Genomic DNA, 14,177 nt, shown 5'->3' on the forward strand with positions numbered 1-14,177 from the left:
GCGGGCCCGATAATCAAAACACCCGGTAGCACAGGAGCACCCTACCCAAGGCGCCGCACACCGGCCCTGCTGGTGGTGGGCGCGCCCGGCGCCCCAGCAGGCAACCCGCGATTTTCCCACTTTGCGCAGGCCGTGTCTGTTTCCAACCCCCTCACCCTCTTTCTGACCGAGTTGCTTGGCGCCCCGCCCCCGGCCGTGGAAGCCTGGTGGGCACGCGCCGAACGGCGCGTGCTGGAGCGTGGCCAGCCATTGCTGCGGGCAGGCGAATACTGGCGGCACCTGTGGTGGGTGGAGCGCGGCGCCCTGCGGCTGTTTTACCTGGACCGCGACGGGGCCGAATCCAACAAGAACTTCTTTCTGGACGACGCCCTGTGCTGGCCCATCACCCCCACACTGCGCCAGCAGCCGGTGATGTTTCACGTGGAACCATTGGAAGACAGCGTGGTGTGGGCGCTGCCCTTGCCCACCGATTCCAGTCGCCCCCTGCCCGGCGCGGGCTGGGCACCGTGGGCCGCGCTGGAGCACCGGGTGCTCTGCGCCCTGCTCGACGGCAAGATGCAGCGCGAGCAGGAATTTCTGCAGCTCAGCGCCCGCCAGCGCTACGCCCGTTTGCTGGAGCAGCATCCGCAATGGGCCGAGCGCATCGCCCTCAAGCACCTGGCGTCGTACCTGGGCGTGACCGATGTCTCGCTGTCGCGCCTGCGCAGCGAGATGGGGCTTAGAGCGGCTAGCAAAACTCAGCGTAGCGGCCCTGGCTAGGCGTTCCGTCGCAGGCAGTACAAGCGGTACGACAAGACGGAACAACGACGCCAGGGGAGTTTTGTGAGCCGCTCTTATCAAAGGATAAGGCACTGGGGGCGGCTTACCGGCAGAGTGCGGGCATCACCCCCACCAGCCCGCCCATGACCACCGCCCAGCACCCCAGCAACGCGCCGCCCCCGCTCTCCCTGATCCCCCACGCCCTCGCCGTGGTGTGGCTCGGCCTCATGGCAGGGTTCTTCGGCACCTACAGCGCCAACGTCAACCTGGCCCTGCTGCAGATGGACGGCGCCATCTACGCCACCGTGCAATCGGCCTTCAACCGCAACGTGCGGCACGCGCTGTTCTTTGTGCTGTTCTTTGGCCCGCCGCTGTGGTGCGCGCTGGCCCTGGCCACGGCTTGGCGTGAACACCGCGCGCCATGGTGGCGCCTGCTGGCCGGGGTGGGCGTGGCCTACCTGCTGGGCATCGTGTTCTTCACCCAGCAGGTCAACCTGCCGCTCAACCACACCACCGAAGCCTGGAACCCCCAGGCCCTGCCCGCCGGCTGGGCCCAGGTGCGCGACCGGTGGAACGCCGCCAACCTGTGGCGCGCGCTGCTCAGCCTGGGTTGTTTCATGGCGGCGCTGGGGTCGCTGGTGGGGCGGCTTGCGGGTCGCCGCACGTAGCCGCGCTGGCACAGCGCCACGCACCGGCCTCCCGGCTTGCAGGAATCCTGCCACGCGCCTGTGCTCCAATCGCAGGCACCATGCCCCACACACCTTCCCTCCTGATCTTCGCCGGCAGCACGCGCCAGCAGTCCTTCAACCGCAAACTGGCCCACGCCACCGCCACCATCGCACGCGACGCGGGCGCCACGGTCACGCTGCTGGAGCTGTCGGACTTCGACATCCCGCTGTACAACGCCGACCTCGAAGCCCAGGGCACACCGGCGGACGTGATCCGGCTCAAGGAGATCCTGTGGCAGCACCCCGCCTGGGTCATCTGCTCGCCCGAGTACAACGGCAGCTACACCGCCCTGCTCAAGAACACCATCGACTGGGCCTCCAGCCCCGTCAAGGGCCACCCGGACTGGCAAGACGGCGGCAAGAGTTTTCGCGGCAAGGTCGTGGGCATGCTCAGCGCCTCGCCCGGCGCCCTGGGCGGCCTGCGCTCGCAAAGCCACCTGGCGCCCCTGCTCATCAACGCCGAATGCTGGCTGGCACCCAAGGCGTTTGCGCTGGGCTCGGCCGGCAGCGCATTCGACGACGGCGGCGCTCTCATCCAGCAAGCCCACCGCGACCGCGTGCGCGCCGTGGTCGACCAGGTGCTGTGGGCATCCAGCTGCCTGCACGGCGATGCTGCCGCTGGCCAGTGAACGCCAAAATTTGAATCAAATTGGCCTCTAGCGCTTTATTCATAAGCGCTAGCAGCTATATAAATAATAGCATCCACCCATGAACTGCCGCCCCGGCTGCGGCGCCTGCTGCACCGCCCCCTCCATCAGCTCGCCCATCCCGGGCATGCCCCAGGGCAAACCGGCGGGGGTGCGGTGCATTCAGCTGGGGGACGGTGCGCGCTGCCTCATTTTTGGGCAACCCGAGCGGCCGGCGGTGTGCGGGGGGCTGATGCCGTCGGCCGAGATGTGTGGCACCAGCACGGAGCAGGCCATGGGTTTCCTGGCGCGGCTGGAGCGGCTGACGGAGCCCGGGAGCGTGGGCGAACCGGCGGGGTGACCGGCGGTCCTCCCGATGGGTCCGCGCCCGCTACTTCATCGAGTGCAGCCCGACCTTGTTGCCCTCGGTGTCCATGAAGTGGGCAAAGAAGCCGAAGTCGTTGCCAATCTCCGTCTTCGGCACCACCACCGCCCCGCCCGCCGGCTCCACGCGCGCCAGCATGGGGGCCAGGTCCTCGCCGCCATTGAGGTACACCATCGTCCCGTTCTGCGAGGGTACGCTGCCCTCCGCCTGCACGAGGGCACCGCCCACGGCGGCGGGGTCGGAGGACAACATCCCCATTTTGGTCGGGCCCATTTCCATGGGCGCAATGGTGATGCCCAACACCGTCTCGTAGAAAGTCCTGGCGCGGGTGAAGTCGGTCACGGGGATCTCGAACCAGTTCAATGCATGGGCCATGCTGCGCTCCTTGGGTTGCGGGATGGAAACCCGCACTGTGAACCATCGCGCAGCCCGGCGCAATGACGGCCCGGCCAGGCCGCCGCAGGCCTTTCCGCGGGCCGTCCCTTCCCTGTCACGGGCCCCGCACGGGGGTTGCCTGCGCACGCCCGGTTGCGTACAACACGGTCATTCCTCCCAGCCTTCGGTTCTGCTCAAAAATGCCTCCAGCGCTTTACCGACAAGCGCCAATAGCTATCAAAATAAAAGCAACCAAGGCCGCCCTGTCACACCACCGCTGCCTCCAACGTCTGTGCAGGACCACGGAACAGTCTTCCCACACGCTCCTGCCTGCCGCACGCCACCCGACACCGCCATGACCACGAACCCCGCACCCACCGCCACCGACCCCTTCACCACCCTGCGCCCGCGCCTGTTCGGCATTGCCTACCGCATGCTGGGCGTGCGCGCCGATGCCGAGGACGTACTGCAGGACGCCTGGCTGCGCTGGAGCCGCCAGGACACCGCTGTACTGCAGTCGGCCGAGGCCTGGCTGGTGACGGTGGTCACGCGGCTGGCCATCGACCGGCTGCGCGCACTGAAGGCCGAGCGCGAGGCCTACGTGGGCTGGTGGCTGCCCGAGCCGCTGGTGGAACTGCACCACGGCGACGCACCGCACCACCACGACACCCCCGAGGCGGCCGCCGAGCTGGCGGGCGAGTTGTCGGTGGCATTCATGTACGTGCTGGAACGCCTGGGGCCAGAGGAGCGCGCGGCCTTTTTGCTGCGCCAGGTGTTCGACTACGACTACCCCGAGATCGCCGCGCAGCTGGGCAAGAGCGAGGCCAGCTGCCGCCAGATGGTGCACCGCGCCAGCGAGCGCGTGCAGCAGGCGCGCACCCGGTTCGAGGTGCCGCAGGCCGTGCACCACCAGCTGCTGCAGCGCTTCATGCGGGCCGCCCAAAGCGGCGACCGCAACGCCATCGAGGCGCTGCTCAGCGAAGACGCGCAGCTGATTGGCGACGGCGGCGGCAAGGTGCCATCCTTTCCCAAGCCGCTGGTGGGGCCGTTCCGCATCGCCAACCTGTACTGGGCGCAGTTCCGCCGCCTGGGCGCGCTGGTGGTCTACCGCATGGCGCTCCTCAATGGCGAACCCGGCCTGCTGCGCTACGTGGACGGCCGCATCGAATCGGCGCAGGCGTTCGTGACGGACGGCGAGCGCATCGTGGCCATCTATGCCGTGCGCAACCCGGACAAGCTGGCGGGCATCCCGGACACGCTGGGGTGACGCGCTGAGGTTTTTTCGGGGCACCGTGTCACAGCGGCAGACCCGGCCACGTCTAACCAGTATGAAAGGCAGCAGCAGCAACACCACCGCAGCCTTCATGCCCAACGTTTTCAACCCCAGGCCATTGCCACTTACACCCAAGGATCTGCCATGCCATCGACCACCCAGCACACCGCCCGCCTGCCCTACCACAAGCTGTCTTCCAAGGCCTTCATGGGCCTGGTGAGCCTGTCGGAAACCCTCAAGAAGGGACCGCTGGGCGCGCGCCTGGCCGAACTCGTCTTCCTGCGCGTCTCACAGATCAACGGCTGCGCGTACTGCATGGACATGCACTGGACCTACCTGGTCAAGGACGGCATGGAGCCGCGCCACCTGAACGCCGTGGCCGGCTGGCGCGAGGCGCCGTTCTTCGGCGAGCGTGAACGCGCCGCCCTGCGCTGGGCCGAGATCATCACCGCCACGCCCCACAGCGATGCGAGCGACGAGGAATTCGCGAAGCTGCAGGCGGTGTTCAACGAGACCGAAATCTCCGAACTGGGCTTTGCGATTGCCGTGATCAACGCCTGGAACCTGGTGAACGCCGGGATGCGCGCCCCGATCCCGGAAGCGGGCTGAAGCGTCCTCCCACGCGCCGCAGGGGCGGGCCTGGCGCGCGGGAGAGGGTTTCGGCCCCCACAACCCCTCTCCCGTGCGCAACTGCGGATTGACGCCGCAGTCCCTGTCGCTCAAACTCAAGTGTTTCCATGGGTAACTGGTGTCGCAAAGATGCCTTACCGGCCTTCCCGTGCGCTTCCACCCGCTTTTGAGACCACCGCCATGAACTTCCTGCACCGAACCGCGATGGCCCTGATGGCGAGCCTCGTCGGCGCCACCTGCGCCGCGCAGGCTCCCGCTGCGTCCATCACCACGACACGCCAGAGCGAGCGCATCACCTGGACCGCCAACGAACCCCACGGCGCGGGCAAGTTGCGGCTGGCACGCCCCGACGGCACCGTCAGCGACATGGCGTTCCCACGCGCCCCGATCGTGCTCGAGCCCCAGCGGGCGGGCCTGGCCGACGGACGCTATTTCTATGAGCTGAGCCTGGATCCCCCGCTCGTCATGGACCCCGCGCTGGCCCAGGCCACCCTGCACCAGCGCATCGTTTCCGGCTCCTTTGTCGTGGCCCAGGGCCAGCTGGTGGTCGGCGGCGCCGAGTCCAGCGCGCCCGTACCGCGCCCCAAGTCGGCGGCCACCACGTTCTCCACCAAGGACCAGTTGCTTGCGGACGACCTGATCGTGCAGGGCAGCGTGTGCGCGGGCCTCGACTGCGTCAACAACGAGAACTTCGGTTTTGACACGGTGCGGCTCAAGGGAGCCAATCCCATCATCCATTTCCAGGACACGAGCAATAGCCCGTTTCCCACCAACGACTGGCGGATCAAGGCCAACGACACCGCCTCGGGCGGCGCCTCCTACCTCGCCATCGAGGATGCGACCTCCGGCAACCAGGTCTTCACCGTCAGTGCCGGGGCCCCCACCAACAGCCTCTACGTCAGCTCCGGCGGCGACCTGGGCCTGCGCACCGCCACGCCGGTGCTGGACGTGCACGCCCTGACGGGCGACACGCCCGGGGTCCGCCTGGAACAGACCTCGGCGGGCGGCTTCACGGCGCAGACCTGGGACATCGCTTCCAACGAGGCCAACTTCTTCGTGCGCGACCTCACAGGCGGCTCGCGCCTGCCGCTGCGCATCCGCCCTGGAGCGCCCACCAGCAGCCTGGACATTGCCGCATCGGGCAACGTCGGCCTGGGCACCGCATCGCCGTCCGCCGCGCTGCATGTGCTGCGCAACGACGGCACCGCCCAGGTCCTGGTGCAGGAGACCAACAGCACAGCCGCCCCGCGCACCCTGCTGAACCTGGCCAACAACGGCCCCGCCACGCTGCGCTTCACCACGGCACCGGCCACCGGCTGGGACATGACCTCCGGCACGGCCCTCACCCTGGCCACACAGGGCGCGGGCACACCGCAGTTCACGCTGGCCGCCAACGGCAACCTGGCCATCACCGGCACGCTGAGCACCGGCTCCAGCCGCACGCTCAAGACGGGCATCGAACCCGTCAACGGCACCACCCTGCTGGAAAAAGTGCTGAGCCTGCCGCTCTACCACTGGCGCTACAAGTCCAGCCCCGCGCAGGAGCGCCACGTCGGCCCCATGGCCGAGGACTTCCGCAAGATCTTCCAGCTCGGGCAGGACGACAGGAGCCTGGCCCCCGGCGACCTCGCGGGCGTGACCCTGGGCGCCGTGCAGGCGCTGGCCCGCAAGGTGACCGAACGCGAAGCCGACATCGCAGCCATCAGGGCCCGCATCTCCCTGCTGGAAGCGCAGATGGCGGCCCCCGCCAAGCCCGCGCGCTAAGAGGGTGCCAGCCATGCCACACCACCCCAACGCCTTCCTGGACAGGCCGCAGCCGCGCGCCACGGCCTTGCTGATGATGGCCACCGCGCTCGCAGCGTTGCTGCTGTGCCAGAGCGTGCAGGCACAACCACCAGGCGACGCCGCGATCACGTCCCGCCTGCAGGCCCAGCGGCTGGAATGGACCCCCGCCGCGCCCCATGGCCGCGCCGTGCTGCGCATCGCGCGCGACGGCGGCATGCCCCAGGACTTCGCGCTGCGCAGCCCGCTGGTGTTCTCGCTGCAGGACACCCCCCTGCCCGACGGGCACTACACCTACGAGCTGACGCTCGCCCCCACCACCAGCGCCGTGCGGCACGACGACGCCACGGCGGCCCTGGTCCCGTCCGCACCCTCGGGGGCCGGCGGTGCCATGCTCAGCGGCAGCGTGTCCGTGGCGGGCGGCGCTTTCGTGCTGCCACCGCAGGTGCCGCCCCGGGGCGAGGTCGGCGCGGCAGACAGCGGCAGCGACAGCGCCACCACGCCCTCCACCCGCTCCACCCTGGCCAGCGCAAGCACGCGCATGGTGGCCAAGGACCAGCTGGTCAGCGACGACCACATCATCCAGGGCAGCGTCTGCGCGGGATTTGACTGCGCCATCAACGAGGGCTTTGGCGACGACACCCTGCGGCTGAAGGAAAACAACCTGCGCATCGGGTTTCAGGACACCCGCGTTGCACCGTTTCCCAGCAATGACTGGACGCTGGTCGCCAATGACAGTGCCAGCGGCGGAGCCAGCTTCATGGGCATCGAGGATGTCACGGGTGCCAAGTTCCCCGTGCGCTGGCTGGCCGGAGCGCCGGCCAACAGCCTGTACGTGAGCCCGCAGGGTCGCGTGGGGATACGCACGGCCGTGCCCGTGCTGGACCTGCATGTGGTGTCCACCGACACACCGGGGTTGCGGCAGGAGCAGAGCAACGTCAGCGGCTTCACGGCCCAGACCTGGGACATTGCCGGCAACGAGGCCAATTTCTTCGTGCGCGACGTCACGGGCGGCTCGCGCCTGCCCCTGCGCATTCGCCCCGGGGCTCCACACTCCAGCCTCGACATCGCCGGCAATGGCAACGTCGGCATGGGGACTCCGCGCCCCATGGCATCCCTGACCCTGCGGCGCGCCGACGGCTCCGGCAGCCTGCTGGTCGACAACACGGCGGGCGCTGCCCTGGCCCCGCGCGTGCAGATGGAACTGCAGAACAACGGCGCCATCGCCGCGCGCCTTGCGCACGGCACCGGCACGGCGTACTGGACCCAGCATGCCACCGCCACCGCCATGGGCCTGGCCCCCAGCGGCAGCGGCAGCAACGCGCTGTCGGTGCAGTCGAATGGCGGCCTGATGGTGGCCGGCACGCTCAGCCAGGGCTCCAGCCGCACGCTCAAGCACGACATCACCGCTGCACCGGTCCACGCGATCCTGGGCGAGGTGGCGCAACTGCCGCTGTATGCGTGGCGCTACCTGAGCGACCTCAACGCCAGCCTGCACCTGGGCCCCATGGCCGAAGACGTGCACCACCGCTTCAAGGTGGGCGAAAGCCCCCGTACGCTCGCGCCCAGCGATGTCGCCGGCCTCGCGGCCGCCACGGTCCAGGCCCTGCACCAGAAGCTGGCCGCCAAGGATGAGGAACTCCTGGCCCTGGCGGAACGCCTTTCGGCCCTGGAGCAGCAGCTTGCGCGCAAGCGCGGAGGCGCGCGATGATGGCCCGTGCAGCGCGGGCTGCAGCCACCTGGTGCCGGCACCTCCTCGCGGGAGCGGGCGCCGCCGGCCTGCTGCTGTGGGGTGCAGCAGCAGGCGCCCAGAGCATCAACGTCACACCTTCCACCATTCCCGTGCCGGTGCAGGGCGTGCCCTACAGCGTGACCTTCGTGGGCAGCAATGGTGTGGCGCCGTACCAGTTCCTGGTCAGCACCGGCATGCTGCCCGCCGGCCTGAGCCTGTCGGCCGGGGGCGCCCTCACGGGCACCCCCACCACCGCAGCGGCGTACAGCTTCACCATCACGGTGTCCGACTTCCTGGGCCGCGAGCTGGACCTGACAGGCACGGGCGCCGTGACCAGTGCGCTGGTCATCACCCCGCCACCCGGACTCGTCGTCAACACGCCATACAGCGGACAGATCCAGGTGACGGGCGGAACAGGCCCCTACACCTTTGTCATCAACTCGGGCGCCTTGCCACCGGGCATGTCGCTCAGCGCCAGCGGCATGCTGACCGGCACACCCACCACCCTGGGCAACTACATCCTGGTCATCCGGGTCACGGATGCCAACGGCCTGTCCTCCGTCATCACGCTGAACATCAGCGTCGCGGCCACTGCCACGATTCCGGTCAACGACCCCTGGATGCTGGCCCTCGCTGCACTGGGATTGGGCTGGCTGGGACGGCGGCAACTTCAGCAGCGGCAGCGGTACTGACACACGGGCACGGCCGTACGGGCAGCCAAGCGCGCCTGCGCCTGCTGCCCGACAAGGTCGGGTTGCCTGGGCTTCCTGCGCCAGCAGCGACACAGCACCGGCCGTCCCGCGTCACGGCCAGACCCATGCATGGCGGCTCCTGGGCCACAAGGCCGCCAAGCTGCTCCAAAGTGCGTCAGGTGTAGCCTGCCTGACAGACCCTGGCGCAACACCGCCCTACAGTGGCGTCTCCCATCCCCACAAAAAGCCGGAGACACCACCATGCTCAACATCCCTTCCCTGCAAGACAGCGTCAGCCCCGAAGAATGGCAGCTGCGCTGCGACCTGGCTGCCTGCTACCGGCTCGTGGCGCTGTACGGCTGGAGCGACCTGGTCTTCACGCACATCAGCGCCAAGCTGCCCGAGTCGGTGTCCGGTCCGGAGCACCACTTCCTCATCAACCCCTACGGCCTCATGTTCGACGAGATCACCGCGTCGAGCCTCATCAAGGTGGACATGCAGTGCAACAAGCTGCACGACTCGCCCTTTCCCGTGAACCCGGCAGGCTTCGTGATCCACAGCGCCGTGCACGAGGCCCGGCCCGAGGCGGGGTGCGTGCTGCACACCCACACGCGCGCCGGCGTGGCCGTGAGCGCGCAACAGGGCGGCGTGCTGCCCATCAGCCAGCAGAGCACCTTCGTGCTGGGCTCGCTGGCGTACCACGAGTACGAGGGCGTGGCCTTTCGCGACGAGGAAAAGCCGCGCCTGCAGGCCGACCTGGGCGAGGCCAACTTCCTCATGCTGCGCAACCACGGCCTGCTCACCGTGGGCAGGACGATCGCCGATGCCTTCCTGTCGATGTACACCTTCGAGAACACCTGCCGCATCCAGATCGACGCGCAGGCCGGCGGCGCGCTGACCTCGGTGAACCCGCAGATCGTGAGCGGCGTGGCCCAGGCCATGCGGGTGCAGACAGGCGGGCTGGGCGGTGCGTTTGCATGGCCCGCGCTGCTGCGCAAGGTGCAGCGCGACATGCCCGGCCACGACGTCTGAGGCGCCGTGGCGCGAGGGGGCGCGGGGCCGTGCCCCCGTGCCAGCAGAAAGACGGTGCAGCGCATAGCATCGGAGGGTTCCCACTTTTCACGAGGATCCGTCCATGAAGCTCTACTACTCCCCCGGCGCCTGCTCGCTCTCCCCGCACATCGCACTGCACGAGGCCGGCCTGGCCTACACGCCCGTGCTGGCCAGCACCAAGACGCACAAGCTGCAGGACGGCTCCGACTACTACGGCATCAACCCGCTGGGCTATGTGCCGATGCTGGAACTGGACGACGGCACGCGGCTGCGCGAAGGCCCCGCCATCGTGCAATACGTCGCCGACCAAGTGCCCCTCAAGATGCTGGCCCCCCAGAACGGCACGCTGCAGCGCTACCGCCTGCAGGAATGGCTCACCTTCATCGGCATGGAACTGCACCGCGGCTTCACCCCGCTCTTCAATCCCGCCACGCCCGAGGAATACAAGGTGATGGCGCGCAACAGGCTGCTGCAGCGCCTGCAGTGGGTGGACGGCCAGCTCGCCGGCAAGCAGTACGTCATGGGCGACCACTTCACCGTGGCCGACGGCTACCTGTTCACCGTGCAAGGCTGGCACAAGCCCACCGGCATCGATATCTCCAGCCTGGCCAACCTGCAGGCCTACGCCGCCCGCGTGGCGGCCCGCCCCGCCGTGCAGGCCGCCATGAAGGTGGAAGGCCTGCTGAAATAGGGACACCCCCCTGAGGCGCTGCGCGCCTTCCCCCCGCTCCCGCTACGCGGGCAGGGGGACAACGCCCTCGCTGCGGGGCGGCCCTTGCCCGGCGTTCCTGGCCTAGGCCGCGCCAGTATCGATTGGGAGCGCCTAGCGCGGCGCACGGCCAAAACTCCAGATGCGCTAGAGCGGCTTCTGCCGCCACGCCACCAGCGCCCCCAACCACAGCGCGCAGGCCGAGAACACCAGCCCGCGCGCGAGGCCTCCCGGGCCATCGGCGATCCAGCCCACCACCGTGGGCCCCACGATCTGCCCGGCGGCGAACACGATGGTGAAGGCGCTGATGCCGCTGGCCCACAGCACCTGTGGCAGGTTGTGCCGCACCAGGGCGGTGGTCGATGCCACCACCGACAGGAACACGCCGCCAAACAGCAGGCCCGAGGCCAGCACCACCGGCCAGGCCGACGTCAGCGCGGGCAGCACGGTGGCCACGCCCAGCAGCCCGTTGAGCAGGCCCAGCGCCTGGCCGCCACGGCTGCGGTCCAGCAGCCCCGCCCAGATGCGCGACGACAGCACCACCGCCAGCCCCAGCAGCGCATAGAACCAGGTCACCGCCGTGCCGCTGGCGCCTTGCTCGCGCAGCAGCGCCACGACGAAGGTCATGTAGCCGATGTAGCCCACGCCGAACAGGCCGTAGCCCAGCAGCGCGGGCGCCAGCGCACGCCAGCGCACCCGGGCGGGCGGCGGCACCACATTGAAGGCCCGGGGGGCATCCGCGGGCACCGCCAGCCCGCGCAGCACACGCGCGGGCCACCACAGGGCCGCCGTCGCGGCCATGCAGGCCAGCGCCAGCGCCCACCAGGCCCACGTCCAGGCATGCGGGGACGGCGCCGCCGCCAGCACGGCGGGCACGAGCACGGCCGACAGGCTGATGCCCCAGCCCGTGCCCCCGTAGTACAGCCCCAGCAGCAGGCCGCTGCGCCCCGGCTCCTGCGCCCCCAGGCGCGCGGCGAGCAGGCCGCCGGCAATGAACACGAGCGCGCTCGCCACGCCGGCCAGCAGGCGCTGCAGCAGGAGCGGCACCGCCTCGGTGAAAAAACCGCAGAGCCCCATGAACACGGTGGCCAGCACCGCGCCGGCCAGCAGCACGGCCCCGGGTGCGGCACGCCGCAGCAGCCAGGGCGTGGCCAGCGCGCCGACCAGGTAGCCCAGCGCATTCACGGTGTTCATCGCGCCCGCGAGGGTGTAGGACCAGCCCAGGTCCTCCCGCATGGGCGGCAGCAGCAGCGCGTACGCAAAGCGCGTGATGCCGAGCGACACCGCCGCCCCCATCGACAGCGCCACGGCCAGCCACAGCGCGGGCACGGGGCGGGGGGAAGGATGGCGGGGCGGCATGGCGTTTGATTCTGCCCCAGGCCGCGCCAGCGCGCCGCGGCCCCCCGCACACCGCCGGCCAGCCCCGGATAGCACAAAACCAGAGCCCTTGTTGACGCATGTGCGCTGCACGTTTTGCGCTGCAGCATTAACCTTCCGGGGTTGATCGATTGTGTGCAACCCGTTTTTGAAAGCCCCGCATGCCTTTTCTGTCCGACCCCGTCCAAGCCGGTGACCTGCAGCTGGCCAACCGCATCGCCATGGCACCGCTCACGCGCAACCGCTCGCCCAACGCCGTGCCCACCGACCTCGTGGCCACCTACTACACGCAGCGCGCCAGCGCCGGCCTGCTGATTTCCGAGGCCACCGCCATCAGCCACCAGGGACAGGGCTACGCCGACGTGCCCGGCCTGTATGCGCCCGAGCAGATCGCCGGCTGGAAGAAGGTCACTTCGTCCGTGCACGCGGCGGGCGGCAAGATCGTGGTGCAGCTGTGGCATGTGGGCCGTGTCTCGCACACCGACCTGCAGCCGGGCCATGCCGCGCCCGTGGCCCCGTCGGCGATCCAGGCCAAGACCAAGACCGTGCTCATCAAGGACGGCGTGCCGACGTTCACCCAGACCTCGGAGCCCCGCGCGCTCGAGATCGCCGAGATCCCCGGCATCGTGGCCGACTACCGCCGTGCCGCCCGCGCTGCCATCGAGGCCGGCTTCGACGGCGTCGAGGTGCACGCCGCCAACGGCTACCTGATCGACCAGTTTCTCAAGACCAGCGCCAACCACCGCACCGACGCCTATGGCGGCAGCATCGAGAACCGCGCCCGGCTGCTGGTCGAAGTGGTCACCGCCATCACGCAGGAAATCGGTGCCGGCCGCACGGGCATCCGCCTGTCGCCCGTGACGCCCGCCAACGACGTGGTGGACGCGGACCCGCAGCCCCTGTTTGACTACGTGGTGCGCCAGCTCGGCCCGCTGGGCCTGTCCTACATCCACGTGATCGAGGGTGCGACCGGCGGCCCGCGCGAACTGCCCGACCGCCCCTTCGACTACGCGGCCCTGAAGGCGGCCTACCGCGCGGCCGGCGGCCAGGGCGCGTGGATGGTGAACAACGCCTACGACAAGGCGCTGGCGGAAACCGCGCTCGCGAACGGGGCGGACATCGTGGCCTTTGGCCGGCCGTTCATCGCCAACCCCGACCTCGTGCAGCGCCTGGAGCGCGGCGCGCCCCTGAACGAGGTCAACCGCGCCACGCTGTACGGCGGCGGCGCGGAGGGCTACACCGACTACCCCGCCCTGTCGGCCTGAGGCGGGCGCGCCGTCAGCCCAGCCCGATCGGGCTGGGCGCCCGCATCACGATGCGCGTGAACAGGCGATCGTAGGCGGGGTCCCGCGCCTGGCCGGGCGCCAGCGGGTTGGTATTGCCGGCAAACGCCGCATCGATCGCGGCCCAGTCGCCAGGCTGCAGGCATGCCTGGGCCGCTGGCAAGACCACGGTTTCCTCCAGGCGCATGTGCTCCAGGTAGAAAGCGACATAGCGCCGCAGGGCCTCGGAAAAGGTGTCGCGGCGCGCCTCGCCCATCAGCTCCCAGCCCAGCAGCAGATGCTGCAGCTCGCGCACGGCGGCCTCGCCGCCCGCGTGTTCGCGCTCCAGTTGCGCGATGGCGCCGGCCGCCTCCGGCGAACGCTCGGCCACCTTCGGGAACAGCCATTGCGATTCCTTGGGGTGGTGCTGGCGTTCGGGGAATTCGTCGATGTAGAACAGCATGGCCCGCATCACGTCGAAGAACGCGGCGGGCTCGTCGCCCGGCCCCTGGTCCAGCATCAGGCGCAAGGAATGCAGCACGGCCGCAAGCGACGCATGCTCTTCGTGGATGGTCCGCAGGCTGATCGACGGCATGGCAGTGCTCCCCAGGTCACAAGGCCTCCAGATTGCCATGCAGGCGCCCGCCCGCGCATGACGCAGGTCAACAAACCGTCGGGGACCGGGTGCGCATCGCGCGGCCGGTGCGCCTGCGGCCGCCGCACGCCGGGCATGAAAAAGCCCTGCATGCGCATCCGCCCGCAGGGCCCATTCCGGGTGTGATGGCGCGCGGGCG

Annotated in this window: 15 protein-coding genes; 12 read left to right on the forward strand and 3 right to left on the reverse strand. The window is 69.5% G+C overall.

Translation table 11 applies throughout. The annotated features are described in order from the left end of the window. Positions 1-132 precede the first annotated feature (132 nt). The 4 genes from AC07PV_RS10535 (at position 133) to AC07PV_RS10550 (ending at position 2,474) form a co-directional block, all read left to right on the forward strand. The gene (locus AC07PV_RS10535; RefSeq protein ID WP_370628514.1) at positions 133-759 is read left to right on the forward strand and encodes a Crp/Fnr family transcriptional regulator; all 627 of its coding nucleotides are present in this window, start codon (positions 133-135) and stop codon (positions 757-759) included. Positions 760-902: 143 nt separating this feature from the next. Next, positions 903-1,427 (forward strand): anthrone oxygenase family protein, encoded by a 525-nt coding sequence (locus tag AC07PV_RS10540; RefSeq protein ID WP_218296419.1) that lies wholly within the window; start codon positions 903-905, stop codon positions 1,425-1,427. Between the two features lie 80 nt (positions 1,428-1,507). Next, the gene (locus AC07PV_RS10545; RefSeq protein WP_218339283.1) at positions 1,508-2,116 is read left to right on the forward strand and encodes an NADPH-dependent FMN reductase; all 609 of its coding nucleotides are present in this window, start codon (positions 1,508-1,510) and stop codon (positions 2,114-2,116) included. 79 nt (positions 2,117-2,195) lie between these two features. After that, the gene (locus AC07PV_RS10550) at positions 2,196-2,474 is read left to right on the forward strand and encodes a YkgJ family cysteine cluster protein (RefSeq protein WP_218296417.1); all 279 of its coding nucleotides are present in this window, start codon (positions 2,196-2,198) and stop codon (positions 2,472-2,474) included. 30 nt (positions 2,475-2,504) lie between these two features. Here AC07PV_RS10550 and AC07PV_RS10555 read toward each other — a convergent pair whose 3' ends face one another. Further along, entirely contained in the window at positions 2,505-2,873 is a 369-nt protein-coding gene (locus AC07PV_RS10555) for a VOC family protein (RefSeq protein WP_494630180.1), read from the reverse strand. A gap of 355 nt (positions 2,874-3,228) precedes the next feature. Between AC07PV_RS10555 and AC07PV_RS10560 the strand changes: the two genes are divergently transcribed. From AC07PV_RS10560 to gstA, 7 genes are all read left to right on the forward strand, one after another. Continuing rightward, on the forward strand, positions 3,229-4,140 hold the full coding sequence (locus AC07PV_RS10560; protein ID WP_494630181.1) for an RNA polymerase sigma-70 factor: 912 nt from the start codon (positions 3,229-3,231) through the stop codon (positions 4,138-4,140). A 150-nt stretch (positions 4,141-4,290) separates the two neighbouring features. Next, on the forward strand, positions 4,291-4,755 hold the full coding sequence (locus AC07PV_RS10565; protein ID WP_218296414.1) for a carboxymuconolactone decarboxylase family protein: 465 nt from the start codon (positions 4,291-4,293) through the stop codon (positions 4,753-4,755). Between the two features lie 201 nt (positions 4,756-4,956). Further along, on the forward strand, positions 4,957-6,540 hold the full coding sequence (locus AC07PV_RS10570) for a tail fiber domain-containing protein (RefSeq protein ID WP_492806755.1): 1,584 nt from the start codon (positions 4,957-4,959) through the stop codon (positions 6,538-6,540). Positions 6,541-6,553: 13 nt separating this feature from the next. Next, positions 6,554-8,269 (forward strand): tail fiber domain-containing protein, encoded by a 1,716-nt coding sequence (locus tag AC07PV_RS10575; protein ID WP_494601218.1) that lies wholly within the window; start codon positions 6,554-6,556, stop codon positions 8,267-8,269. Then, positions 8,266-8,982 carry an Ig domain-containing protein gene (locus AC07PV_RS10580; protein WP_218339290.1) on the forward strand — a complete coding sequence of 239 codons (717 nt, stop codon included), beginning with the start codon at positions 8,266-8,268 and terminating at the stop codon, positions 8,980-8,982. Before AC07PV_RS10575 ends, AC07PV_RS10580 begins: the two co-directional genes overlap by 4 nt. Positions 8,983-9,243: 261 nt before the next feature. Further along, entirely contained in the window at positions 9,244-10,014 is a 771-nt protein-coding gene (locus AC07PV_RS10585) for a class II aldolase/adducin family protein (protein WP_218296410.1), read from the forward strand. A 103-nt stretch (positions 10,015-10,117) separates the two neighbouring features. Then, a complete protein-coding gene (gstA, locus tag AC07PV_RS10590; protein ID WP_494630182.1) occupies positions 10,118-10,726 on the forward strand; it encodes a glutathione transferase GstA in 609 nt (202 codons plus the stop codon). Between the two features lie 165 nt (positions 10,727-10,891). On the opposite strand, the gene AC07PV_RS10595 is transcribed toward gstA, so the two are convergent. Next, on the reverse strand, positions 10,892-12,103 hold the full coding sequence (locus AC07PV_RS10595) for a YbfB/YjiJ family MFS transporter (RefSeq protein ID WP_492246137.1): 1,212 nt from the start codon (positions 12,101-12,103) through the stop codon (positions 10,892-10,894). Positions 12,104-12,282: 179 nt separating this feature from the next. Here AC07PV_RS10595 and AC07PV_RS10600 point away from each other — a divergent pair, with 179 nt between their 5' ends. Beyond that, entirely contained in the window at positions 12,283-13,386 is a 1,104-nt protein-coding gene (locus AC07PV_RS10600; RefSeq protein ID WP_218296407.1) for an alkene reductase, read from the forward strand. Positions 13,387-13,399: 13 nt separating this feature from the next. Here the strand turns inward: AC07PV_RS10600 and AC07PV_RS10605 are convergent, their stop codons facing one another. Next, the gene (locus tag AC07PV_RS10605) at positions 13,400-13,978 is read right to left on the reverse strand and encodes a hemerythrin domain-containing protein (RefSeq protein WP_218296406.1); all 579 of its coding nucleotides are present in this window, start codon (positions 13,976-13,978) and stop codon (positions 13,400-13,402) included. Positions 13,979-14,177 lie beyond the last annotated feature (199 nt).

It is taken from the genome of Acidovorax sp. GW821-FHT09A11 (assembly GCF_059418365.1).

What these genes read in the sequence shown, in the direction of transcription:
- AC07PV_RS10545 (WP_218339283.1), top strand. Translation starts at nt 1,508, where the DNA reads ATGCCCCACACACCTTCCCTCCTGATCTTCGCCGGCAGCACGCGCCAG.
- AC07PV_RS10580 (WP_218339290.1), top strand. Translation starts at nt 8,266, where the DNA reads ATGATGGCCCGTGCAGCGCGGGCTGCAGCCACCTGGTGCCGGCACCTC.
- AC07PV_RS10540 (WP_218296419.1), top strand. Translation starts at nt 903, where the DNA reads ATGACCACCGCCCAGCACCCCAGCAACGCGCCGCCCCCGCTCTCCCTG.
- AC07PV_RS10565 (WP_218296414.1), top strand. Translation starts at nt 4,291, where the DNA reads ATGCCATCGACCACCCAGCACACCGCCCGCCTGCCCTACCACAAGCTG.
- AC07PV_RS10555 (WP_494630180.1), bottom strand. Translation starts at nt 2,873, where the DNA reads ATGGCCCATGCATTGAACTGGTTCGAGATCCCCGTGACCGACTTCACC.
- AC07PV_RS10595 (WP_492246137.1), bottom strand. Translation starts at nt 12,103, where the DNA reads ATGCCGCCCCGCCATCCTTCCCCCCGCCCCGTGCCCGCGCTGTGGCTG.
- AC07PV_RS10605 (WP_218296406.1), bottom strand. Translation starts at nt 13,978, where the DNA reads ATGCCGTCGATCAGCCTGCGGACCATCCACGAAGAGCATGCGTCGCTT.
- AC07PV_RS10560 (WP_494630181.1), top strand. Translation starts at nt 3,229, where the DNA reads ATGACCACGAACCCCGCACCCACCGCCACCGACCCCTTCACCACCCTG.
- AC07PV_RS10570 (WP_492806755.1), top strand. Translation starts at nt 4,957, where the DNA reads ATGAACTTCCTGCACCGAACCGCGATGGCCCTGATGGCGAGCCTCGTC.
- AC07PV_RS10550 (WP_218296417.1), top strand. Translation starts at nt 2,196, where the DNA reads ATGAACTGCCGCCCCGGCTGCGGCGCCTGCTGCACCGCCCCCTCCATC.
- AC07PV_RS10585 (WP_218296410.1), top strand. Translation starts at nt 9,244, where the DNA reads ATGCTCAACATCCCTTCCCTGCAAGACAGCGTCAGCCCCGAAGAATGG.
- gstA (WP_494630182.1), top strand. Translation starts at nt 10,118, where the DNA reads ATGAAGCTCTACTACTCCCCCGGCGCCTGCTCGCTCTCCCCGCACATC.
- AC07PV_RS10575 (WP_494601218.1), top strand. Translation starts at nt 6,554, where the DNA reads ATGCCACACCACCCCAACGCCTTCCTGGACAGGCCGCAGCCGCGCGCC.
- AC07PV_RS10600 (WP_218296407.1), top strand. Translation starts at nt 12,283, where the DNA reads ATGCCTTTTCTGTCCGACCCCGTCCAAGCCGGTGACCTGCAGCTGGCC.